Source organism: Pseudomonas sp. 43A (genome assembly GCF_013363935.1).
Classification (GTDB): Bacteria; Pseudomonadota; Gammaproteobacteria; order Pseudomonadales; family Pseudomonadaceae; genus Aquipseudomonas; species Aquipseudomonas crudilactis.
In genome coordinates this window covers 2,838,848-2,856,643 of the sequence record NZ_CP054880.1, presented here as the reverse complement: position 1 = coordinate 2,856,643, position 17,796 = coordinate 2,838,848, and the positions used below count along the sequence as shown (strand labels likewise).

The window sequence follows — 17,796 nt, the reverse complement described above, 5'->3', positions numbered from 1 at the left end:
TGCTCGCGAAGAGGCACTTACAGGCAACATAAATCCCACAGACCAAAATGATTTCTCCCACACTGGCCCATCTCCCCCATGTCAGCTAGCATCGCCCTTTTGCCAGGACTGCCGACCATGAAGATCGTTTCCTTCAACATCAACGGACTGCGCGCCCGTCCGCATCAGCTGGCAGCGCTGATCGAAAAACACCAGCCCGACGTGATCGGCCTGCAGGAAACCAAAGTCCACGACGACCAGTTCCCGCTCGAAGAAGTCCGCGCCCTCGGCTACCACGTGTACTTCCACGGCCAGAAAGGTCATTACGGCGTGGCGATGCTCTCGCGTCAGGAACCGATTGCGATCCACAAAGGTTTCGCCACTGACGAAGAAGACGCCCAGCGCCGCTTTATCTGGGGCACGTTCGCCGACGCCAATGGCGTGCCGGTGACGATCATGAACGGCTATTTCCCCCAGGGTGAAAGCCGCGACCATCCAACCAAGTTCCCGGCCAAGCAGCGTTTCTACAACGATCTGCAAGCGCTGCTGGAAAGCCAGTTTCACAATGAACAGCCCGTGGTGGTGATGGGCGATGTGAACATTTCCCCGGAAGACTGCGACATCGGCATCGGCCCGGACAACATGAAGCGCTGGCTGAAAACCGGTAAATGCAGCTTCCTGCCGGAAGAGCGTGAGTGGATGGCACGCCTGAAGAACTGGGGTTTGACTGACAGTTATCGTCACCTGAATCCGGACGTGACCGACATGTTCAGCTGGTTCGACTATCGTAGCCGTGGCTTTGAAGATGAGCCGAAGCGTGGCCTGCGCATTGACGTGATTCTGGCGTCGCATGGTTTGTTGCCACGGGTGAAGGCTGCCGGTGTGGATTATGAATTGCGCGGGATGGAGAAGCCGTCCGATCACGCACCGATCTGGCTTGAATTGGCCTGATCCCAAGCCTTACGCAATACCTGTAGGAGTGAGCCTGCTCGCGATTGCGGTGAATCAGTCGACATAAATTTGACCGGTACACCGCTATCGCGAGCAGGCTCACTCCTACATGGGTTAGTTGTCATCTTTTGGTCATGCGCCTGACTTAATCTCCCCGGCAATCCCCTTGGCTTGATTCGGTGCCGGCATGACCCTGCGTGTTCTGTGCGTTTTTCTCTTGAGTGCGTGGCTGACGGTTTCGGCCGCTGCCCTGCCCCTTCCTGAAAACGGCCCCGCGCTGCGCATTCAAGGTTCCAACACCATCGGCGCCGAACTCGGCCCGGCGCTGGTCGAAGGATTGCTGCAAGAACAGGGCTTGCTGAAAATCCACCGCGAAACCCCGGACACCGCCAACGAACTGCGCATCGTCGGCCAGACCGCCCAAGGCAAACGCGTGGTCGTGGAGGTGGCCGCGCACGGTTCCAGCACCGGTTTCACCGCGTTGAAAAATGCCAGCGCCGACCTGGCCGCCTCTTCCCGCGAGATCAAGGACAGCGAGTTGCAGACCTTGCAATCACTGGGCGATCTGAAAAGTCCTGCCGCCGAACAAGTCATCGCCATTGATGGCCTGGCGATCATTCTTCATCCCGACAATCCACTGCAGCAACTCGACACCGAGCAACTGGCGCGGATCTTCGCCGGCGAGGTGAAAACCTGGGAAGACCTCGGCGGGCGTGGCGGTGCGATTCATTTATATGCGCGCGATGATCAATCCGGCACCTACGACACGTTTAAAGAACTGGTCCTTAGCCGGCGTGGGAAAAGTCTGAACAGCGCGGCGAAAAGGTTTGAGTCCAGCGAGCAATTGTCCGACGCCGTCAGCGCGGATCCGCAGGGCATCGGTTTCATCGGTTTGCCTTACGTGCGTCAGGCCAAAGCCGTGGCCATCGCCGATGGCGCGTCGCAATCGATGTTGCCGCTGAACAGCCTGATCGCCACAGAAGACTATCCACTGTCGCGGCGCTTGTTCTTCTATCTGCCACCCGCCAGCAGCAATCCATGGGCGCAGGCCTTGGTGACGTTTGCGCAAAGTCGTCAGGGCCAGGCGATTGTCGCGGCAAACGGTTTTATCAGCCAGACCGTGCATGCCATGAGCGTCGCGCCGAATGCGCTGATGCCCGAGGGTTATCAATCCCTCAGCCGTCACGCCCAGCGTCTGACAGTGAATTTCCGTTTTGAAGAAGGCAGCGCGAGTCTGGATAACAAGGCGCGGCAGGATCTGGCGCGGGTGATCGACTATATAAAGCGGCGTGACAAAACCGAACGCGCGGTGACCTTGGTCGGCTTTGGTGATGCCAAGGATGACCCGGCACGCGCGGATCTGCTGTCGAAGCTGCGGGCGATGGCGGTGCGCCGGGAACTGGTGAAGAACGGCGTGGTGTTGCGTGAGGTTCGCGGCTTTGGTGCGTTGATGCCGGTGGCGGCGAACAATGCGGATGAAGGAAGGATCAAGAATCGGCGGGTTGAGGTTTGGGTGTATTGAGTCTGATGGTTATGTACTGAATGGGCTGACCCTTTCGCGAGCAAGCTCGCTCCCACAGGGATCGCATTCTTCCATTTGGAATGCGGTTTAATGTGGGAGCGAGCTTGCTCGCGAAGCAGGCGACGCGGTCTTAATGACCGCTACGCAGCATTTCCTTCGGCACATACTTGCCGATCTCGAACTTGCCGATCGCTGCGCGGTGCACCTCGTCCGGGCCGTCGGCTAGGCGCAGGGTGCGTTGCATGGCGTACATGTAGGCCAGCGGGAAGTCGTTCGACACCCCTGCCCCGCCATGCATCTGGATGGCCCGATCGATCACTCGCAGCGCGACGTTCGGCGCAACCACTTTGATCTGCGCAATCTCGCTTTTCGCCACTTTGTTACCGACGGTGTCCATCATGTACGCCGCTTTCAGCGTAAGCAGACGTGCCATGTCGATTTCCATCCGCGAGTCGGCGATCTTGTCGACGTTACCGCCCAGACGCGCCAGCGGTTTACCGAATGCCGTGCGGCTCACCGCACGTTTGCACATCAATTCCAGCGCACGCTCGGCCATGCCAATCGAGCGCATGCAGTGGTGAATGCGGCCTGGGCCAAGGCGACCTTGAGCGATTTCGAAACCGCGACCTTCACCGAGCAAAACGTTTTCGAACGGCACACGCACGTTGTCGAACAGCACTTCGGCGTGGCCGTGCGGAGCGTCGTCGTAGCCAAACACCGGCAACGGACGGACGATTTTCACCCCGGGAGTGTCGACCGGCACGAGGATCATCGAGTGCTGGGCGTGACGCGGCGCATCGGGATTGCTCAGGCCCATGAAGATGAGGATCTTGCAGCGCGGATCGCAAGCGCCGGAGGTCCACCATTTTTTGCCGTTGATCACCCACTCGTCACCATCACGCACGGCACGGGCGGCCATGTTGGTGGCGTCGGACGAGGCCACGTCCGGTTCGGTCATGGCGAACGCCGAGCGGATCTCGCCGCGCAGCAGTGGTTCGAGCCAGCGTTGTTTCTGTTCTTCGTTGGCATAGCGCACCAGCACTTCCATATTGCCGGTGTCTGGCGCCGAGCAGTTGAACGGCTCCGGGCCGAGCAGCGAGCGGCCCATGATTTCCGCCAGCGGCGCGTATTCAAGGTTGGTCAGGCCGGCACCGAGTTCCGACTCCGGCAGGAACAGATTCCACAAGCCTTCAGCTTTGGCCTTGGCTTTGAGCTCTTCCATGATCGCCGTCGGCTGCCAGCGATCGCCTTCGGCAACCTGGCGCTCGAACACGGCTTCGGCCGGGTAAACGTAAGTGTCCATGAACGCGGTCACGCGCTCACGCAGTTCTTGCACCTTGGGCGAATAAGCGAAATCCATGATCAATTACCTTCTTGGGCAGAGGTTGTTCAAGTCATGCAATCGATGCTAGAACAGCGCTGATAATTTACCTAGCCTATTCTCGGCGTGTATAAACATTCATCACCGATATATGATCCAGTGATCGTCAGCCCTTAAAAACAAGAGAAGCCGCGTTATGAATCTGAGCAAGGTCGACCTCAACCTTTTCATCGTCTTTGACGCGATCTATACCGAAGCCAACCTGACCCGCGCCGGGCAGATTGTCGGCATCACGCAGCCGGCGGTATCCAACGCATTGGCGCGGTTGCGCGAGACCTTCAACGATCCACTGTTCGTGCGCACGGCTCAGGGCATGGTGCCGACGCCCATGGCGCAGAACATCATCGGCCCGGTGCGCAACGCGCTGTCACTGCTGCGTGTGTCGGTTCAGGAAAGCCGCATTTTCAACCCGGCGCAAGCGGTCAAAACCTACCGCATCAGCATGACCGACCTCACCGAGGCAGTGATTCTGCCGCCGCTGTTTCAGCGCCTGCGCCGCTTGGCGCCAACGGTGATCATCGAAAGTTTTCTGTCCAAGCGCCGGGAAACCACCAAGGAACTAGCGGCCGGGCGCCTGGATTTTGCCGTGGATGCACCGCTTAACACCGACCCACAGGTGCGTCACGTCAAGCTGATGGAAGACCGTTACGTGTGTGCGATGCGCAAGGGCCATCCGATGGCGGGCAAGGAAAAACTCTCACTGGATGACTATCTGTCGCTGACCCATATCCACATATCCAGTCGCCGCAGTGGCTTGGGTTATGTCGATCTGGCGCTGGGCAAAATGGGTATTCAGCGAAAGATTGCCCTGCGTTCGCAGCATTACTTGATGGCGTCGCAGGTGATGCAGCAGACCGACATGGTCATGACCGTGCCGGAGCGCTTTGCCCGTCGGCATGAGCTGCAGGCGTTTAATTTGCCGGTGAATGATGTGCCGCCGGTGGAGACGCATCTGTATTGGCATGAAAGCACTGACCAGGATCCGGCGAATCGCTGGATGCGCGAGCAGATGATCGAGTTGTGCCAGCAGGTGACGGCGCAGGAGAAGAAGCTCGATAAGGTGTAAGAAATTACACCGCGTTATCGTTCTTCGTCGGAACGCCGCCCGGAGACAGGCTCGCTCCCACAGGTTATGTGGCGTTCACACATCCACTGTGGGAGTGAGCCTGCTCGCGAAGAGGCCAGCACTGACAACAACAAATCATCCCGCTTGACGTAAACGTCAACCTGCCATTAGCTTAGCGCCAAGACCTTTTTCCGAGCGCTTCCATGAGCAGCCAGACTTACAGCATCTCCGACCTCGCCCGCGAGCTGGACATCACCACCCGGGCGATCCGCTTTTATGAAGAGCAAGGCCTGCTCAGTCCTGAGCGCCGTGGCCAGGAACGCATCTATTCGCCGCGCGACAAGGTCAGCCTGAAGCTGATCCTGCGTGGCAAACGCATTGGCTTCTCGCTGGCCGAATGCCGCGAACTGATCGAGCTTTATGACCCGTCCAGCGGTAACACCAAACAGCTCAACAGCATGCTGGCGAAAATCAGTGAACGCCGCGAGCAACTGGAGCAGCAGTTGCTGGATATCGAACAGATGAAGCTGGAACTCGATACCGCCGAGGAGCGCTGCGTGCAGGCGCTTGAACAAACCCTCAAGAGCCAGCAGGCGATCTAACGGATCAAACACTATTCCCTGTGGGAGCGAGCTTGCTCGCGAATACGGTCTGACATTTAAATGTTTGTCGACTGATACACCGCTTTCGCGAGCAAGCTCGCTCCCACAGGGTTTTCCACGAATTCAAAAGAGCAGGTCAACCGCCATGTCCCTCCCCTCCCAAGTACGCCTGATCGAAGTCGGCCCGCGCGATGGCCTGCAAAACGAAGCCCAACCGATCAGCGTCACCGACAAGGTGCAACTGGTCGACGCTTTGAGCGCCGCCGGCCTTGGCTATATAGAAGTCGGCAGTTTCGTCTCACCGAAATGGGTGCCGCAGATGGCCGGTTCTGCCGAGGTCTTCGCGCAGATCCAGCGCAAACCCGGCGTGACCTACGGTGCACTGGCACCGAACCTGCGCGGCTTCGAAGACGCCATAGCCGCCGGGGTCAAGGAAGTCGCGGTGTTCGCCGCTGCCTCCGAAGCCTTCTCGCAGCGCAACATCAATTGTTCGATCAGCGAAAGTCTGGCGCGCTTTGCGCCAATCATGGAAGCCGCGAAACAGCACGGCGTTACCGTGCGCGGTTACGTGTCCTGCGTGCTCGGTTGCCCGTATGAAGGCACGGTCGCGCCGGAACAAGTGGCGATGGTCGCGCGCGAGTTGTATGCGATGGGCTGCTACGAAGTATCGCTGGGCGACACCATTGGCACCGGCACCGCTGGCGCGACTCGCCGTTTGTTTGAGGTGGTATCGGCGCAGGTGCCACGGGACAAACTCGCCGGGCACTTCCACGACACCTACGGCCAGGCCATGGCCAACATTTATGCCAGCCTGCTCGAAGGCATTTCCGTGTTCGACAGCTCTATCGCGGGTCTCGGCGGCTGCCCGTACGCCAAAGGCGCGAGCGGTAACGTTGCTACCGAAGACGTTGTGTACCTGCTCAACGGTCTCGGCATCGAGACCGGTATCAACCTGGACGCCTTGATTGCCGCGGGTCAGCAGATCAGTGCGGTACTCGGTCGCGCAACCGGTTCGCGCGTTGCCAAAGCTCGCAGCGCGCAGTGAGGGGACAAGGTGTTACCGCTGTGTCCGGAATGTGGGTTAAAGCGAGTAACACGGAAACAAATTGTCTGGTTCCGCTGGAATGAAAATACGCCTAAATTCTCAAGACATTGATTTATAAAGAATTTTAAAAGTTGGCACGGCTTCTGCTATCTCTATGGCATAACAAGAATAAAAAGCAGCAAACCAATAAAAATAAGACGTACCGACTCTGACATAACAAAAACAACACGGCAGAGACGCAGCTAACAGATTTTTTTGGAGAAGGTGTGCTTTTCAGGGTGCTCCCAGGAGTGACCCGCAACCGGGCAGAGAACAATAAAACTACCTTCAGGTAGCTCCCGAATCGGTTGGATCGCTTAGCGAGAAAGTAGATCAGCGCTCAAAAAAATACGTTTGCTCTTGACCCCGGATGGGGGTCGCCAAAAACAGCGGTAAAGGGCCACGGTTGCCAAAAACAACAACAGACCGACCCTCAATAATAAAAAAGAGCACGCGACGACAAAATTAAAGGGGAGCCTCGGCTCCCCTTTGTGCTTTCTGTGATTCCTGTTTTCCTCAACGCCTATCCCCTGTGGGAGCGAGCTTGCTCGCGAATGCGGTGTGTCATCAACAAAGATATTGGCTGACCTGACGCCTTCGCGAGCAAGCTCGCTCCCACAGGGGTTGTGGTTACCGTTCGATTGTTTTCATTTCCTCAATACTGATCTCTCGCATCCTGAATTTCTGAATCTTGCCCGTCACCGTCATCGGAAACTCTTCGACGAACTTGAAGTGCCGTGGCGTCTTGAAGTGCGCGATGCGTTCCTTGCACCAGGTTTGCAGCTCCAGCTCCGAAGCGTTGTGGCCGGGGTGGAATTTGATCCAGGCGACAATCTCCTCACCGTAACGTGAGCATGGAATGCCGATCACCTGCACGTCCGCCACCGCCGGATGGGTGAAGAAAAACTCTTCCAGCTCACGCGGATAAACATTCTCGCCGCCACGAATGATCATGTCTTTGTTACGCCCGGCGATGTTGACGTAACCCTCCTCGTTCATGCTCGCGAGGTCGCCGGTGTGCATCCAGCCCGCTTCATCGATGGCTTCAGCCGTGGCCTGCGGATTGCTCCAGTAGCCGAGCATCACGCTGTAACCGCGCGTGCACAGCTCGCCGATGGTGCCGCGTGGTACGAGGTTGCCGGCTTCATCGATGATCTTGCTTTCCAGTTGTGGCTGGGTGCGGCCGACGGTGGTCACGCGTAACTCCAGTTCGTCGTTCGGGCCGGTTTGCAGCGACACCGGGCTGGTTTCGGTCATGCCGTACGCAATCTGCACTTCGCTCATGTGCATCTCGCTGATCACTCGGCGCATCACTTCGATCGGGCACGTGGCGCCGGCCATGATCCCGGTGCGCAGGCTCGACAGGTCAAAGTCGTGACGTTGCGGCTGATCGAGCATGGCGATGAACATGGTCGGTACGCCGTAGAGGCCGGTGGCTTTTTCATCGGCGACGGTTTGCAGGGTCAGCAACGGGTCGAAAGCATCGTTGGGGTAAATCATCGTGCTGCCGTGGGTGATGCAGCCGAGGTTGCCCATGACCATGCCGAAGCAGTGGTACAGCGGGACCGGGATCACCAGGCGATCGCGAGGAGTCAGGCCGATGCTTTCACCGACCATGTAACCGTTATTGAGGATGTTGTAGTGGCTGAGGGTCGCGCCCTTGGGGAAACCGGTAGTGCCGGAGGTGTACTGGATGTTGACCGGTTGATCGAAGTGCAGGCTGTCGCTGCGTTCGATGAGTTGTTCCGGGGAGATGCCGGTGGCCAGATCTGCCAGTTGCGACCACGGCAGGAAACCTGACGGTGGCTGCGGGTCGAGACTGATCACCCCACGCAAGTCCGGCAGACGATCGCTACGCAGTTGGCCGATGGATTGCTCGGCCAGTTCCGGCACCAGGCCTTGCAACATGCCGTGATAGTTGGAGGACTTGAATGCCCCGGCGCAGACCAGCCATTGGCAGCCGGATTGTTTGAGCACGTATTCCAGTTCGGAATTGCGGTAGGCCGGGTTGACGTTGACCAGGATCACGCCGATTTTTGCGGTGGCGAATTGGGTGATGCACCACTGCGCGCAGTTCGGCGCCCAGATACCGAGACGATCGCCGGCCTGTAAACCCAGGGCGAGCAGCGCTCTGGCGTGCAGATCCACCGCGTCGGCCAGTTGTCGCCAGGAATAGCGCAGTTGCTGATGGCGCACCACCAGCGCTTCACCGTCGGGATACTGCGCGACGGTCTGATCGAACTTCTGCCCGATGGTCATCGCCAGCAAGGCTTTGTCCTGAGAACCACGGGTGTAGCTGCGCTGCGGGTTTGCACTGGGTTGATCCATGACGACCCCTATTGTCTTTATTAGTGGGTTTTGCCGGATTTAACCCCTGTGGGAGCGAGCTTGCTCGCGAAGAGGCCAGCGGGTTCAACATCCATGTTGACTGATCTGACGCTTTCGCGAGCAAGCTCGCTCCCACAAGGTCTACTCCGTTTCAATCTTGAACTGCCCTTACTCTCGCTCAAGTTGACGTTAACGTAAAGGGTGATTGACAGCCATCAGCCACAAGCTTACGTTAACGTAAAGGTGAGAGCTGAGTGACCGCCCTCCCCACCCTACAAAAAAGCCAAAAGGTGACCCATGAGCTACCCATCCCTGAACTTCGCCCTCGGTGAAACCATCGACATGCTGCGCGATCAGGTCCAGTCCTTTGTCGCCAAGGAGATCGCTCCCCGCGCGGCGCAGATCGACAGCGACAACCTGTTCCCCGCTGACATGTGGCGCAAGTTCGGCGACATGGGCCTGCTCGGTATCACCGTGCCGGAAGAGTACGGCGGCGCTGGCCTGGGTTATCTGGCGCACGTCGTGGCGATGGAAGAAATCAGCCGTGGCTCGGCCTCGGTGGCGTTGTCCTACGGCGCGCATTCCAACCTCTGCGTCAACCAGATCAACCGCAACGGCAACCACGAACAGAAATCCAAGTACCTGCCGAAGCTGATCAGCGGCGAGCACGTTGGCGCACTGGCGATGAGCGAACCGAACGCAGGTTCCGATGTGGTTTCGATGAAACTGCGCGCCGACAAACGCGGCGACCGCTTCGTCCTTAACGGCAGCAAAACCTGGATCACCAACGGCCCGGATGCCAACACCTATGTGATCTACGCCAAGACCGACCTGGAAAAAGGCCCACACGGCATCACCGCCTTCATCGTCGAGCGCGACTGGAAAGGTTTCAGCCGCAGCAACAAGTTCGACAAGCTCGGCATGCGCGGTTCCAACACCTGCGAGCTGTTCTTCGATGACGTTGAAGTGCCGGAAGAAAACATCCTCGGCGTGCTCAACGGTGGCGTGAAAGTGCTGATGAGCGGCCTCGATTACGAGCGCGTCGTGCTGTCCGGTGGCCCGACCGGGATCATGCAGTCGTGCATGGACCTGATCGTGCCGTACATCCACGACCGCAAACAGTTCGGCCAGAGCATCGGCGAATTCCAGCTGATCCAGGGCAAAGTCGCCGACATGTACACCCAACTCAACGCCAGCCGCGCCTATCTGTATGCCGTTGCGCAGGCTTGCGAGCGCGGCGAAACCACACGCAAAGACGCCGCCGGGGTGATCCTCTACACCGCCGAACGCGCCACACAAATGGCCCTCGACGCCATCCAGATTCTCGGCGGCAACGGTTACATCAACGAATTCCCGGCTGGGCGCTTGCTGCGTGACGCCAAGCTGTACGAAATCGGCGCTGGCACCAGTGAGATCCGTCGCATGCTGATCGGTCGCGAACTGTTCAACGAAACCCGCTAAACGGAGCTGGCCATGGCTACCCTGCACACTCAGCTCAATCCCCGCTCAGCGGAGTTCGCCGCCAACAGCGCGGCGATGCTCAAACAGGTCGACGCCCTGCACACCCTGCTCGCCCAAGTGGCGCAGGGTGGCGGCGCGAAAGCTCAGGAACGTCACACCTCGCGCGGCAAATTGCTGCCGCGCGAACGCATCAACCGTTTGCTCGATCCGGGCTCACCGTTTCTGGAAATCAGCCAATTGGCCGCCCACGCCGTGTATGGCGAAGACGTGCCCGCCGCTGGCGTGATTGCCGGGATCGGTCGGGTCGAAGGCGTCGAGTGCATGATCGTCGCCAATGATGCGACGGTGAAGGGCGGTTCGTACTACCCGCTGACCGTGAAAAAACACCTGCGCGCGCAGACCATCGCGCAGCAGAATCGTCTGCCGTGCATCTATCTGGTCGACTCAGGTGGCGCCAACTTGCCGCGTCAGGATGAAGTGTTCCCGGATCGCGAGCATTTCGGACGGATTTTCTTCAATCAGGCCAACATGAGCGCGATGGGCATTCCGCAGATCGCCGTGGTCATGGGTTCTTGCACTGCTGGCGGCGCCTATGTGCCGGCGATGGCTGACGAAGCGATCATGGTGCGCAATCAGGCGACGATTTTCCTCGCCGGCCCGCCACTGGTAAAAGCCGCGACCGGTGAAGTGGTCAGCGCTGAAGACCTGGGTGGTGCCGATGTGCACTGCAAGATTTCCGGCGTTGCTGACCATTATGCAGAGAGTGACGAACATGCCCTCGCCCTCGCCCGCCGCAGCGTCGCCAACCTTAACTGGCGCAAGCTCGGTGAAGTGCAGCAGCGCACACCGATTGCGCCGTTGTACAGCAGCGACGAGTTGTATGGCGTGGTATCGGCCGACGCCAAGCAGCCGTTCGACGTGCGCGAAGTGATTGCGCGACTGGTCGACGGTTCGGTGTTCGATGAATTCAAAGCGCTGTTCGGCACTACGCTGGTCTGTGGCTTTGCGCACCTGCACGGTTATCCGATCGCGATTCTGGCCAACAACGGGATCCTCTTCGCCGAAGCCGCGCAGAAAGGCGCGCACTTCATCGAACTGGCCTGCCAGCGCGGCATTCCGCTGCTGTTTCTGCAGAACATCACCGGCTTCATGGTCGGGCAGAAATACGAAGCCGGCGGCATCGCCAAGCACGGCGCGAAACTGGTGACAGCGGTGGCGTGCGCCAAGGTGCCGAAATTCACCGTGATCATCGGCGGCAGCTTCGGCGCCGGTAACTACGGCATGTGCGGACGCGCTTACGATCCACGCTTCCTGTGGATGTGGCCGAACGCGCGGATCGGCGTGATGGGTGCAGAACAGGCCGCTGGCGTGTTGGTGCAGGTCAAACGTGAGCAGGCTGAGCGCAGCGGTCAGGGTTTCAGTGCCGAGCAGGAAACCGAGATCAAACAACCGATCCTCGACCAGTATGAAGAGCAGGGTCACCCCTACTATTCCAGCGCACGGCTATGGGACGACGGCGTCATCGACCCGGCGCAGACCCGCGATGTGCTGGCCCTGGCCCTGTCCGCGTCGCTGAACGCGCCAATCGAACCGAGCCGCTTCGGCGTGTTCCGGATGTGATTTTTTGTGTGAGCGAGCCTGCTCGCGAATACGGTTTGTCAGGTAGCGGAAATGTCGACTGATACAACGCGTTCGCGAGCAGGCTCTCTCCCACAGGAACCGTGGAGACGGATGAATATGAGTGACTTCAACACCCTCGAACTGCAAAACGACCCACGCGGTTTCGCGACGCTGTGGCTCAACCGCGCGGAAAAGAACAACGCCTTCAACGCCGAGATGATCCGCGAGCTGATCCTCGCGCTGGACAAAGTCGCCAGCGACGCCAGCCTGCGTTTCCTGCTGGTGCGTGGCCGTGGCAAGCACTTCAGTGCCGGCGCTGATCTGGCGTGGATGCAGCAATCGGCCGAACTCGATTACCACACCAACCTCGACGACGCCCGTGAACTGGCAGAGTTGATGTACAACCTCGCCAAGTTGAAGATCCCCACCGTGGCTGTGGTACAAGGCGCGGCATTCGGGGGCGCGCTGGGGTTGATCAGTTGCTGTGACATGGCGATTGGCGCCGATGACGCGCAATTCTGCCTGTCGGAAGTACGCATTGGTCTGGCGCCGGCGGTAATAAGCCCGTTTGTGGTGCAGGCCATCGGCGAACGCGCTGCACGTCGATATGCCCTGACCGCCGAGCGTTTCGGCGGGCAACGTGCGCGCGAAATCGGTTTGTTGTCCGAGAGCTATCCGGCCGCTGAACTTGATCAGCAAGTCGAGCACTGGATCAACAACTTGCTGCTCAACAGCCCCGCCGCCATGCGCGCCAGCAAGGACCTGCTGCGTGAAGTCGGCAACGGCTCACTGACCCCGGCGCTGCGCCGCTACACCGAAAATGCCATCGCCCGTATCCGCGTCAGCCCGGAAGGTCAGGAAGGCTTGCGCGCCTTTCTGCAAAAACGTCCACCGAGCTGGCAAGCCGCAACCACCACCAAGGAGCCGCATTGATGAGCGCACCCGTTCTCACCACCCTGCTGGTGGCCAACCGTGGCGAAATCGCCTGCCGCGTGATGCGCACCGCCAAAGCGCTGGGCCTGACCACGGTCGCCGTGCACAGCGCCACCGACCGCGAGGCGCGGCACAGTCGTGAAGCGGATATTCGTGTCGATCTCGGTGGCAGCAAAGCGGCCGACAGTTATCTGCAAATCGACAAATTGATCGCAGCGGCCAAGGCCAGTGGCGCTCAGGCGATTCATCCGGGTTACGGGTTTCTCTCGGAAAACGCCGGGTTTGCCCGCGCGATTGAAGCGGCTGGGCTGATTTTCCTCGGTCCGCCCGCCTCGGCCATCGACGCCATGGGCAGCAAGTCCGCCGCCAAAGCGCTGATGGAAACCGCTGGCGTGCCACTGGTACCGGGTTATCACGGCGAAGCGCAGGACCTGGACACCTTCCGCGATGCCTGCGAACGCATCGGTTATCCGGTGTTGCTCAAAGCCACGGCCGGCGGCGGTGGCAAAGGCATGAAAGTGGTCGAGGACGTCAGCCAATTGGCCGAAGCCCTCGCCTCGGCTCAGCGTGAAGCGCAGTCATCGTTCGGCGATTCGCGGATGCTGGTGGAGAAATACCTGCTCAAGCCGCGTCACGTGGAAATTCAGGTGTTCGCCGATCAGCATGGCAACTGCCTGTACCTCAATGAGCGTGACTGCTCGATTCAGCGCCGTCACCAGAAAGTCGTCGAAGAGGCGCCGGCACCGGGCTTGTCCCCGGAGTTGCGTCGCGCCATGGGCGAAGCGGCTGTGCGTTCGGCGCAAGCAATCGGCTATGTCGGAGCCGGTACGGTGGAGTTTCTGCTGGATGCGCGCGGTGAATTCTTCTTTATGGAGATGAACACGCGCTTACAAGTGGAGCATCCGGTGACTGAAGCTATCACCGGTCTCGATCTGGTCGCGTGGCAGATCCGCGTTGCTCGTGGTGAAACGCTGCCGATCACTCAAGAGCAGGTGCCGCTCAACGGCCATGCAATTGAAGTGCGCTTGTATGCCGAAGATCCTTCAAATGACTTTCTGCCGGCAACCGGACGTCTGGATTTGTATCGCGAGTCCGCTGAAGGGCCCGGGCGTCGAGTCGATAGCGGGGTCGAAGAAGGCGATGAAATTTCGCCGTTCTACGACCCGATGCTCGGCAAGCTGATTGCCTGGGGTGAGGATCGTGAACAGGCGCGACTGCGTTTGCTGAGCATGCTCGACGAGTTTGCGATTGGCGGTTTGAAAACCAACATCAACTTCCTGCGGCGGATCATTGCGCACCCGGCGTTCGCGGCGGCGGAACTGGATACCGGGTTTATTCCACGTTATCAGGAGCAATTGCTGCCTGCTCCGGGCACGCTGAGCGATGCGTTCTGGGACGCGGCGGCTCAAGCGGTGGCGCAGAGCCTGCCCCAGTTGGCGCGCCAGGATGACCCTGCTTCGCCGTGGTCGCTCAACAGCGGTTTGCGTGCGGGTCTGCCACGGGAAATCACTCTGCATTTGACTTGCGAGGGGCAGGACCGAGCCTTGACGCTGAGCGCCGCTGACCACGCCAGACTGTCCGGTGAAGTGCTAATCGTCGAGCACGAAGGCGTCCGTCGCACGTTGCGTGCGATTCGCCAGGGCGATGCGCTGTACCTGCAATGGGACGGTGAGTTGCGGCGCATCGAGACGTATGACCCGATCACTGCGGTCGAAGCCAGTCACAGTCATCAGGGTGGCCTGACGGCGCCCATGAACGGCAGTATTGTCCGTGTGCTGGTCGAGGCCGGGCAATCGGTCGAGGCCGGCGCGCAACTAGTGGTGCTGGAAGCGATGAAGATGGAACACAGCATCCGCGCGCCGCATGCCGGGGTGATCAAAGCACTGTATTGCCAGGAAGGTGAAATGGTCGGCGAAGGCAGCGCTTTGGTTGAACTGGAAGAAGTGTGAACGAGAGGATCGATCCTACGCCTGGCGAGGATCGATCTGACTAGTAACGCGCCGTTGCCTGAACCACAACACCGATAATTCGACACTCATCGGTCAGCAGCGCCTTCGGCCACGTCGGATTGAGCGGCACCAGGTAACGCTGGCCGCCCTCTTCGTCGAGTTTGCGAAAAATCGCTTCAGCGCTGTCGGGCCACTGAGCGATCACCAGTTTGCCGGGCACCGCCTCGGCCGCCGGATCAACCAGAATCAGCATGCCTTCGGCGATGCTCTGGCCACTGGGAGCGGTCATCGAATCCCCCGTCACCGTCAGCCAGAACGCCGGGCCACGCGCGTGGTAATCCGTCAGTTCGAAACGCTGTTTGCCTGATGCCTTGGCGTAGGATGCCGCATCGCTCTCGCGCACCTCGCAGGTCGTCTGCCAATCGCTGACCGGGTAACGGAAGTAAGGGTTGTACTTCTGCGCCAGCGGCATGTCGTCGTCAGATGTTATTTGCGGTTCCCGGATCACCAGCACCACTTCCAGAAAATCCATGCCCAGCGCTTGCAGCACGCGATTCATTTCCGTGATGCCGGGTTCGCGACGCTTGTTCAGCCAATGGCCGATCCCGCCCTGGGACATGCCGACGCGCTCTCCGAGCTCTGTTTGAGTGATTTTGAGTTCACTCATCTTGGCCTTGACCAACTCAATCCATTTATCCATGTGCGGCACCTTAGCGGACGCCCTGCGGGCTACAAAACACAAATTGTAGTATTTAAATTTTAGTAATGACTACAACACGTACTATTCTGAGGCTCACGGATTTCCCCTCAACAAGGAGTGCCCTTCACCATGAATATCAGCAGCAAAGACTTGCCCGATCTGCAAATGGACACCACTTTCAGCTCGCCTCAGGGCAATGCGGCGGCCCAGCGAGCACTCGACTATTACTTGAAACCAGCTGTGTCAGAACCCGAGGTCGACGAACGTTTTTTCGATGTCAGGCGCCATCTCAGTGGCGAGGAAGCGCTGGTGCACGCGTCGGATCTGTTGCGCTGTGCGGCGGCCACTGCGTTCAAGGCAGCCGAAAACCTGCAAGGCGCGAGTCGCGACCTGGCCTTTTCAGTGGTGCACATGGTGGATATGGCGCGGGCAATGGTCGACCATTCACTCGATGGCGATGAGGCCTGAGGAGCGGGAGTGCGGACGGACCGGAAAGAATTTTCCAATCGCGCAGATAAAAACATTTGACTTTCAAATGATAATGATTATTATTGCATGCAGCTGGTCGCGAGATCAGTCGATGGACCAGAGACCTTAGGTCGGTCTTCTGGACTATCTCCTCATCAGGCTAATCACGGTTTTTGACCCGGCTTTTTGCCGGGTCTTTTTTTGCCCTTTTTTCGGGCTTATAGCTTCAGGCTAATGAAGTCTTCAGGTGTTGCAAATTCGATGGCGCGGATAATATCAAAAGAATATCGCTTGGCAAGCCGAGCCCGGCCACATTGGGGCAAACTAATGACAATTAGCACTTGAGAATCAATCGCACAGTCTCTAAGCTGCTTGCGCGTCATGGAGGACGCCCCCCGCCACACCCCGCAATTCCCCTCGGTTTCAGCCCTGCCTGCGTGTACAGTAACGGCCATAAAAATCATATTCAGGAATCGATTATGACCGTGGCCAAATCTTCGTTCGACATCAGCGCCAACTTCGACAGCGGCAACATCCAAGTCATCGACATCAGCAACCCGCTCAATCCGGTTCTGGCCATTCGCCCGGACACCCGCAGCGCCCATTTTCAGTGGTTCCACTTCAAGGCCAGCGGTCTGCACGTCGGCCAGGAACACTGGTTCCGCCTGAACAACGCCAGCCAGTCCACATACAGCAAAGGCTGGCCCGGTTATCAGGCCGTAGCGTCCTACGATCACGTCAACTGGTTCCGCGTGCCGACCATTTTCGAAGGCGATTGTCTGCGTTTCTGCCTCGAAGCCACCCAGACCCACGCCTGGTTTGCCTATTTCGAACCCTACAGCCGTGGCCGTCACGACTGGCTGATCGAGCAGGCGCTGAGCAAGGCCGGCACCGAATTACTGGCGACCGGTAAAAGCGTCGAAGGTCGTGACATTCAGTTGCTGCGCAAAGGCTCGGGAGCCGAAGGCCAACGCAAAATCTGGATCATCGCTCAGCAACATCCCGGTGAGCACATGGCCGAATGGTTCATGGAAGGCGTGATCGAGCGCCTGGAAAGGCACGATGACCCGGTGCTGAACAAGCTGCTCACCAGTGCCGATCTGTACCTGGTGCCGAACATGAATCCGGACGGCGCGTTCCATGGCCATTTGCGCACCAACGCCATGGGCCAGGATTTGAACCGGGCCTGGCAGAACGCCAGCCAGGAGATCAGTCCCGAAGTGCTCTTCGTCCAGCAGCAAATGGAAAAGTACGGCGTCGATCTGTTCCTGGACGCCCATGGCGATGAAACAATCCCCCACGTATTCACCGCCGGTTGCGAAGGCAATCCGGGCTACACGCCGCGCATCGAAAAGCTCGAAGAGCACTTCCGCAATCACCTGAAACACACCACCAAAGACTTCCAGACCAAGTACGGCTACACCCGCGACGAACCAGGCCAGGCCAACATGACCCTGGCGTGCAACAGCGTCGGCCAGAAATTCGACTGCCTGTCGCTGACGCTGGAAATGCCGTTCAAGGATCACGACGACCATCCCGACAAAGAAACCGGCTGGTCGGGCAAGCGCTCAAAACAGTTGGGTAAAGACGTGCTGACGACCATCGCCGACATGGTTGATACCTTGCGCTGATCCCCTCCTCCGTCCCTCAAAAGATCGCAGCGTGTCTGCGATCTTTTGCTTTCTGCCATTCGTACTTTCGCGCAAACAGGTTGCAAAATAAAACCCTAATCAATACCGTGATCTAGGTTTT

At 58.9% G+C, this 17,796-nt stretch carries 14 protein-coding genes; 11 read left to right on the top strand and 3 right to left on the bottom strand.

Translation table 11 applies throughout. From position 1 onward, the window contains the following. The first annotated feature begins 117 nt into the window (after positions 1 to 117). Together xthA and HUW52_RS12765 are read left to right on the top strand one after the other, a co-directional pair. Entirely contained in the window at positions 118 to 930 is an 813-nt protein-coding gene (xthA, locus tag HUW52_RS12770; RefSeq protein ID WP_016986547.1) for an exodeoxyribonuclease III, read from the top strand. A 187-nt stretch (positions 931 to 1,117) separates the two neighbouring features. Further along, positions 1,118 to 2,452, top strand: a complete 1,335-nt coding sequence (locus HUW52_RS12765; RefSeq protein ID WP_175553827.1) for a substrate-binding domain-containing protein — start codon at positions 1,118 to 1,120, stop codon at positions 2,450 to 2,452. A 130-nt stretch (positions 2,453 to 2,582) separates the two neighbouring features. On the opposite strand, the gene HUW52_RS12760 is transcribed toward HUW52_RS12765, so the two are convergent. Continuing rightward, entirely contained in the window at positions 2,583 to 3,812 is a 1,230-nt protein-coding gene (locus HUW52_RS12760; RefSeq protein WP_175553826.1) for an acyl-CoA dehydrogenase, read from the bottom strand. Between the two features lie 157 nt (positions 3,813 to 3,969). Here HUW52_RS12760 and HUW52_RS12755 point away from each other — a divergent pair, with 157 nt between their 5' ends. The 3 genes from HUW52_RS12755 (at position 3,970) to HUW52_RS12745 (ending at position 6,546) form a co-directional block, all read left to right on the top strand. Then, positions 3,970 to 4,899: a LysR family transcriptional regulator gene (locus HUW52_RS12755; RefSeq protein WP_016986544.1), complete on the top strand. Its 930-nt coding sequence runs from the start codon at positions 3,970 to 3,972 to the stop codon at positions 4,897 to 4,899. A gap of 203 nt (positions 4,900 to 5,102) precedes the next feature. Further along, positions 5,103 to 5,501 carry a MerR family DNA-binding transcriptional regulator gene (locus tag HUW52_RS12750; RefSeq protein WP_042559912.1) on the top strand — a complete coding sequence of 133 codons (399 nt, stop codon included), beginning with the start codon at positions 5,103 to 5,105 and terminating at the stop codon, positions 5,499 to 5,501. A gap of 145 nt (positions 5,502 to 5,646) precedes the next feature. Then, positions 5,647 to 6,546 (top strand): hydroxymethylglutaryl-CoA lyase, encoded by a 900-nt coding sequence (locus tag HUW52_RS12745; RefSeq protein ID WP_175553825.1) that lies wholly within the window; start codon positions 5,647 to 5,649, stop codon positions 6,544 to 6,546. A gap of 669 nt (positions 6,547 to 7,215) precedes the next feature. Here HUW52_RS12745 and HUW52_RS12740 read toward each other — a convergent pair. Beyond that, complete coding sequence (locus tag HUW52_RS12740) at positions 7,216 to 8,913, bottom strand: AMP-binding protein (RefSeq protein WP_175553824.1); 1,698 nt, start codon at positions 8,911 to 8,913, stop codon at positions 7,216 to 7,218. A gap of 297 nt (positions 8,914 to 9,210) precedes the next feature. Between HUW52_RS12740 and HUW52_RS12735 the strand changes: the two genes are divergently transcribed. The 4 genes from HUW52_RS12735 (at position 9,211) to HUW52_RS12720 (ending at position 14,876) form a co-directional block, all read left to right on the top strand. Then, positions 9,211 to 10,374, top strand: a complete 1,164-nt coding sequence (locus tag HUW52_RS12735) for an isovaleryl-CoA dehydrogenase (RefSeq protein WP_007917237.1) — start codon at positions 9,211 to 9,213, stop codon at positions 10,372 to 10,374. Between the two features lie 12 nt (positions 10,375 to 10,386). Further along, the gene (locus HUW52_RS12730) at positions 10,387 to 11,994 is read left to right on the top strand and encodes a carboxyl transferase domain-containing protein (RefSeq protein ID WP_175553823.1); all 1,608 of its coding nucleotides are present in this window, start codon (positions 10,387 to 10,389) and stop codon (positions 11,992 to 11,994) included. Positions 11,995 to 12,111: 117 nt separating this feature from the next. Beyond that, on the top strand, positions 12,112 to 12,927 hold the full coding sequence (locus tag HUW52_RS12725) for a gamma-carboxygeranoyl-CoA hydratase (RefSeq protein ID WP_175553822.1): 816 nt from the start codon (positions 12,112 to 12,114) through the stop codon (positions 12,925 to 12,927). Further along, positions 12,927 to 14,876 carry an acetyl/propionyl/methylcrotonyl-CoA carboxylase subunit alpha gene (locus HUW52_RS12720; protein WP_175553821.1) on the top strand — a complete coding sequence of 650 codons (1,950 nt, stop codon included), beginning with the start codon at positions 12,927 to 12,929 and terminating at the stop codon, positions 14,874 to 14,876. The genes HUW52_RS12725 and HUW52_RS12720 overlap by 1 nt, the downstream gene beginning before the upstream one ends. 40 nt (positions 14,877 to 14,916) lie before the next feature. Here HUW52_RS12720 and HUW52_RS12715 read toward each other — a convergent pair whose 3' ends face one another. Then, positions 14,917 to 15,576 (bottom strand): LexA family transcriptional regulator, encoded by a 660-nt coding sequence (locus HUW52_RS12715; RefSeq protein ID WP_016983928.1) that lies wholly within the window; start codon positions 15,574 to 15,576, stop codon positions 14,917 to 14,919. Positions 15,577 to 15,705: 129 nt separating this feature from the next. Here HUW52_RS12715 and HUW52_RS12710 point away from each other — a divergent pair, with 129 nt between their 5' ends. Beyond that, positions 15,706 to 16,044, top strand: coding sequence for a DUF6124 family protein (locus tag HUW52_RS12710; protein ID WP_016983927.1), 339 nt, complete (start codon positions 15,706 to 15,708; stop codon positions 16,042 to 16,044). Between the two features lie 479 nt (positions 16,045 to 16,523). Next, a complete protein-coding gene (locus HUW52_RS12705; RefSeq protein ID WP_016983925.1) occupies positions 16,524 to 17,675 on the top strand; it encodes a M14-type cytosolic carboxypeptidase in 1,152 nt (383 codons plus the stop codon). Positions 17,676 to 17,796 lie beyond the last annotated feature (121 nt).

Excerpts from the sequence above, each read along its gene's own strand:
- HUW52_RS12735 (WP_007917237.1), top strand. The coding sequence starts at position 9,211 with ATGAGCTACCCATCCCTGAACTTCGCCCTCGGTGAAACCATCGACATG.
- HUW52_RS12750 (WP_042559912.1), top strand. The coding sequence starts at position 5,103 with ATGAGCAGCCAGACTTACAGCATCTCCGACCTCGCCCGCGAGCTGGAC.
- HUW52_RS12720 (WP_175553821.1), top strand. The coding sequence starts at position 12,927 with ATGAGCGCACCCGTTCTCACCACCCTGCTGGTGGCCAACCGTGGCGAA.
- HUW52_RS12740 (WP_175553824.1), bottom strand. The coding sequence starts at position 8,913 with ATGGATCAACCCAGTGCAAACCCGCAGCGCAGCTACACCCGTGGTTCT.
- HUW52_RS12760 (WP_175553826.1), bottom strand. The coding sequence starts at position 3,812 with ATGGATTTCGCTTATTCGCCCAAGGTGCAAGAACTGCGTGAGCGCGTG.
- HUW52_RS12765 (WP_175553827.1), top strand. The coding sequence starts at position 1,118 with ATGACCCTGCGTGTTCTGTGCGTTTTTCTCTTGAGTGCGTGGCTGACG.
- HUW52_RS12730 (WP_175553823.1), top strand. The coding sequence starts at position 10,387 with ATGGCTACCCTGCACACTCAGCTCAATCCCCGCTCAGCGGAGTTCGCC.
- HUW52_RS12745 (WP_175553825.1), top strand. The coding sequence starts at position 5,647 with ATGTCCCTCCCCTCCCAAGTACGCCTGATCGAAGTCGGCCCGCGCGAT.
- HUW52_RS12710 (WP_016983927.1), top strand. The coding sequence starts at position 15,706 with ATGAATATCAGCAGCAAAGACTTGCCCGATCTGCAAATGGACACCACT.
- HUW52_RS12705 (WP_016983925.1), top strand. The coding sequence starts at position 16,524 with ATGACCGTGGCCAAATCTTCGTTCGACATCAGCGCCAACTTCGACAGC.
- HUW52_RS12715 (WP_016983928.1), bottom strand. The coding sequence starts at position 15,576 with ATGGATAAATGGATTGAGTTGGTCAAGGCCAAGATGAGTGAACTCAAA.
- HUW52_RS12755 (WP_016986544.1), top strand. The coding sequence starts at position 3,970 with ATGAATCTGAGCAAGGTCGACCTCAACCTTTTCATCGTCTTTGACGCG.
- HUW52_RS12725 (WP_175553822.1), top strand. The coding sequence starts at position 12,112 with ATGAGTGACTTCAACACCCTCGAACTGCAAAACGACCCACGCGGTTTC.
- xthA (WP_016986547.1), top strand. The coding sequence starts at position 118 with ATGAAGATCGTTTCCTTCAACATCAACGGACTGCGCGCCCGTCCGCAT.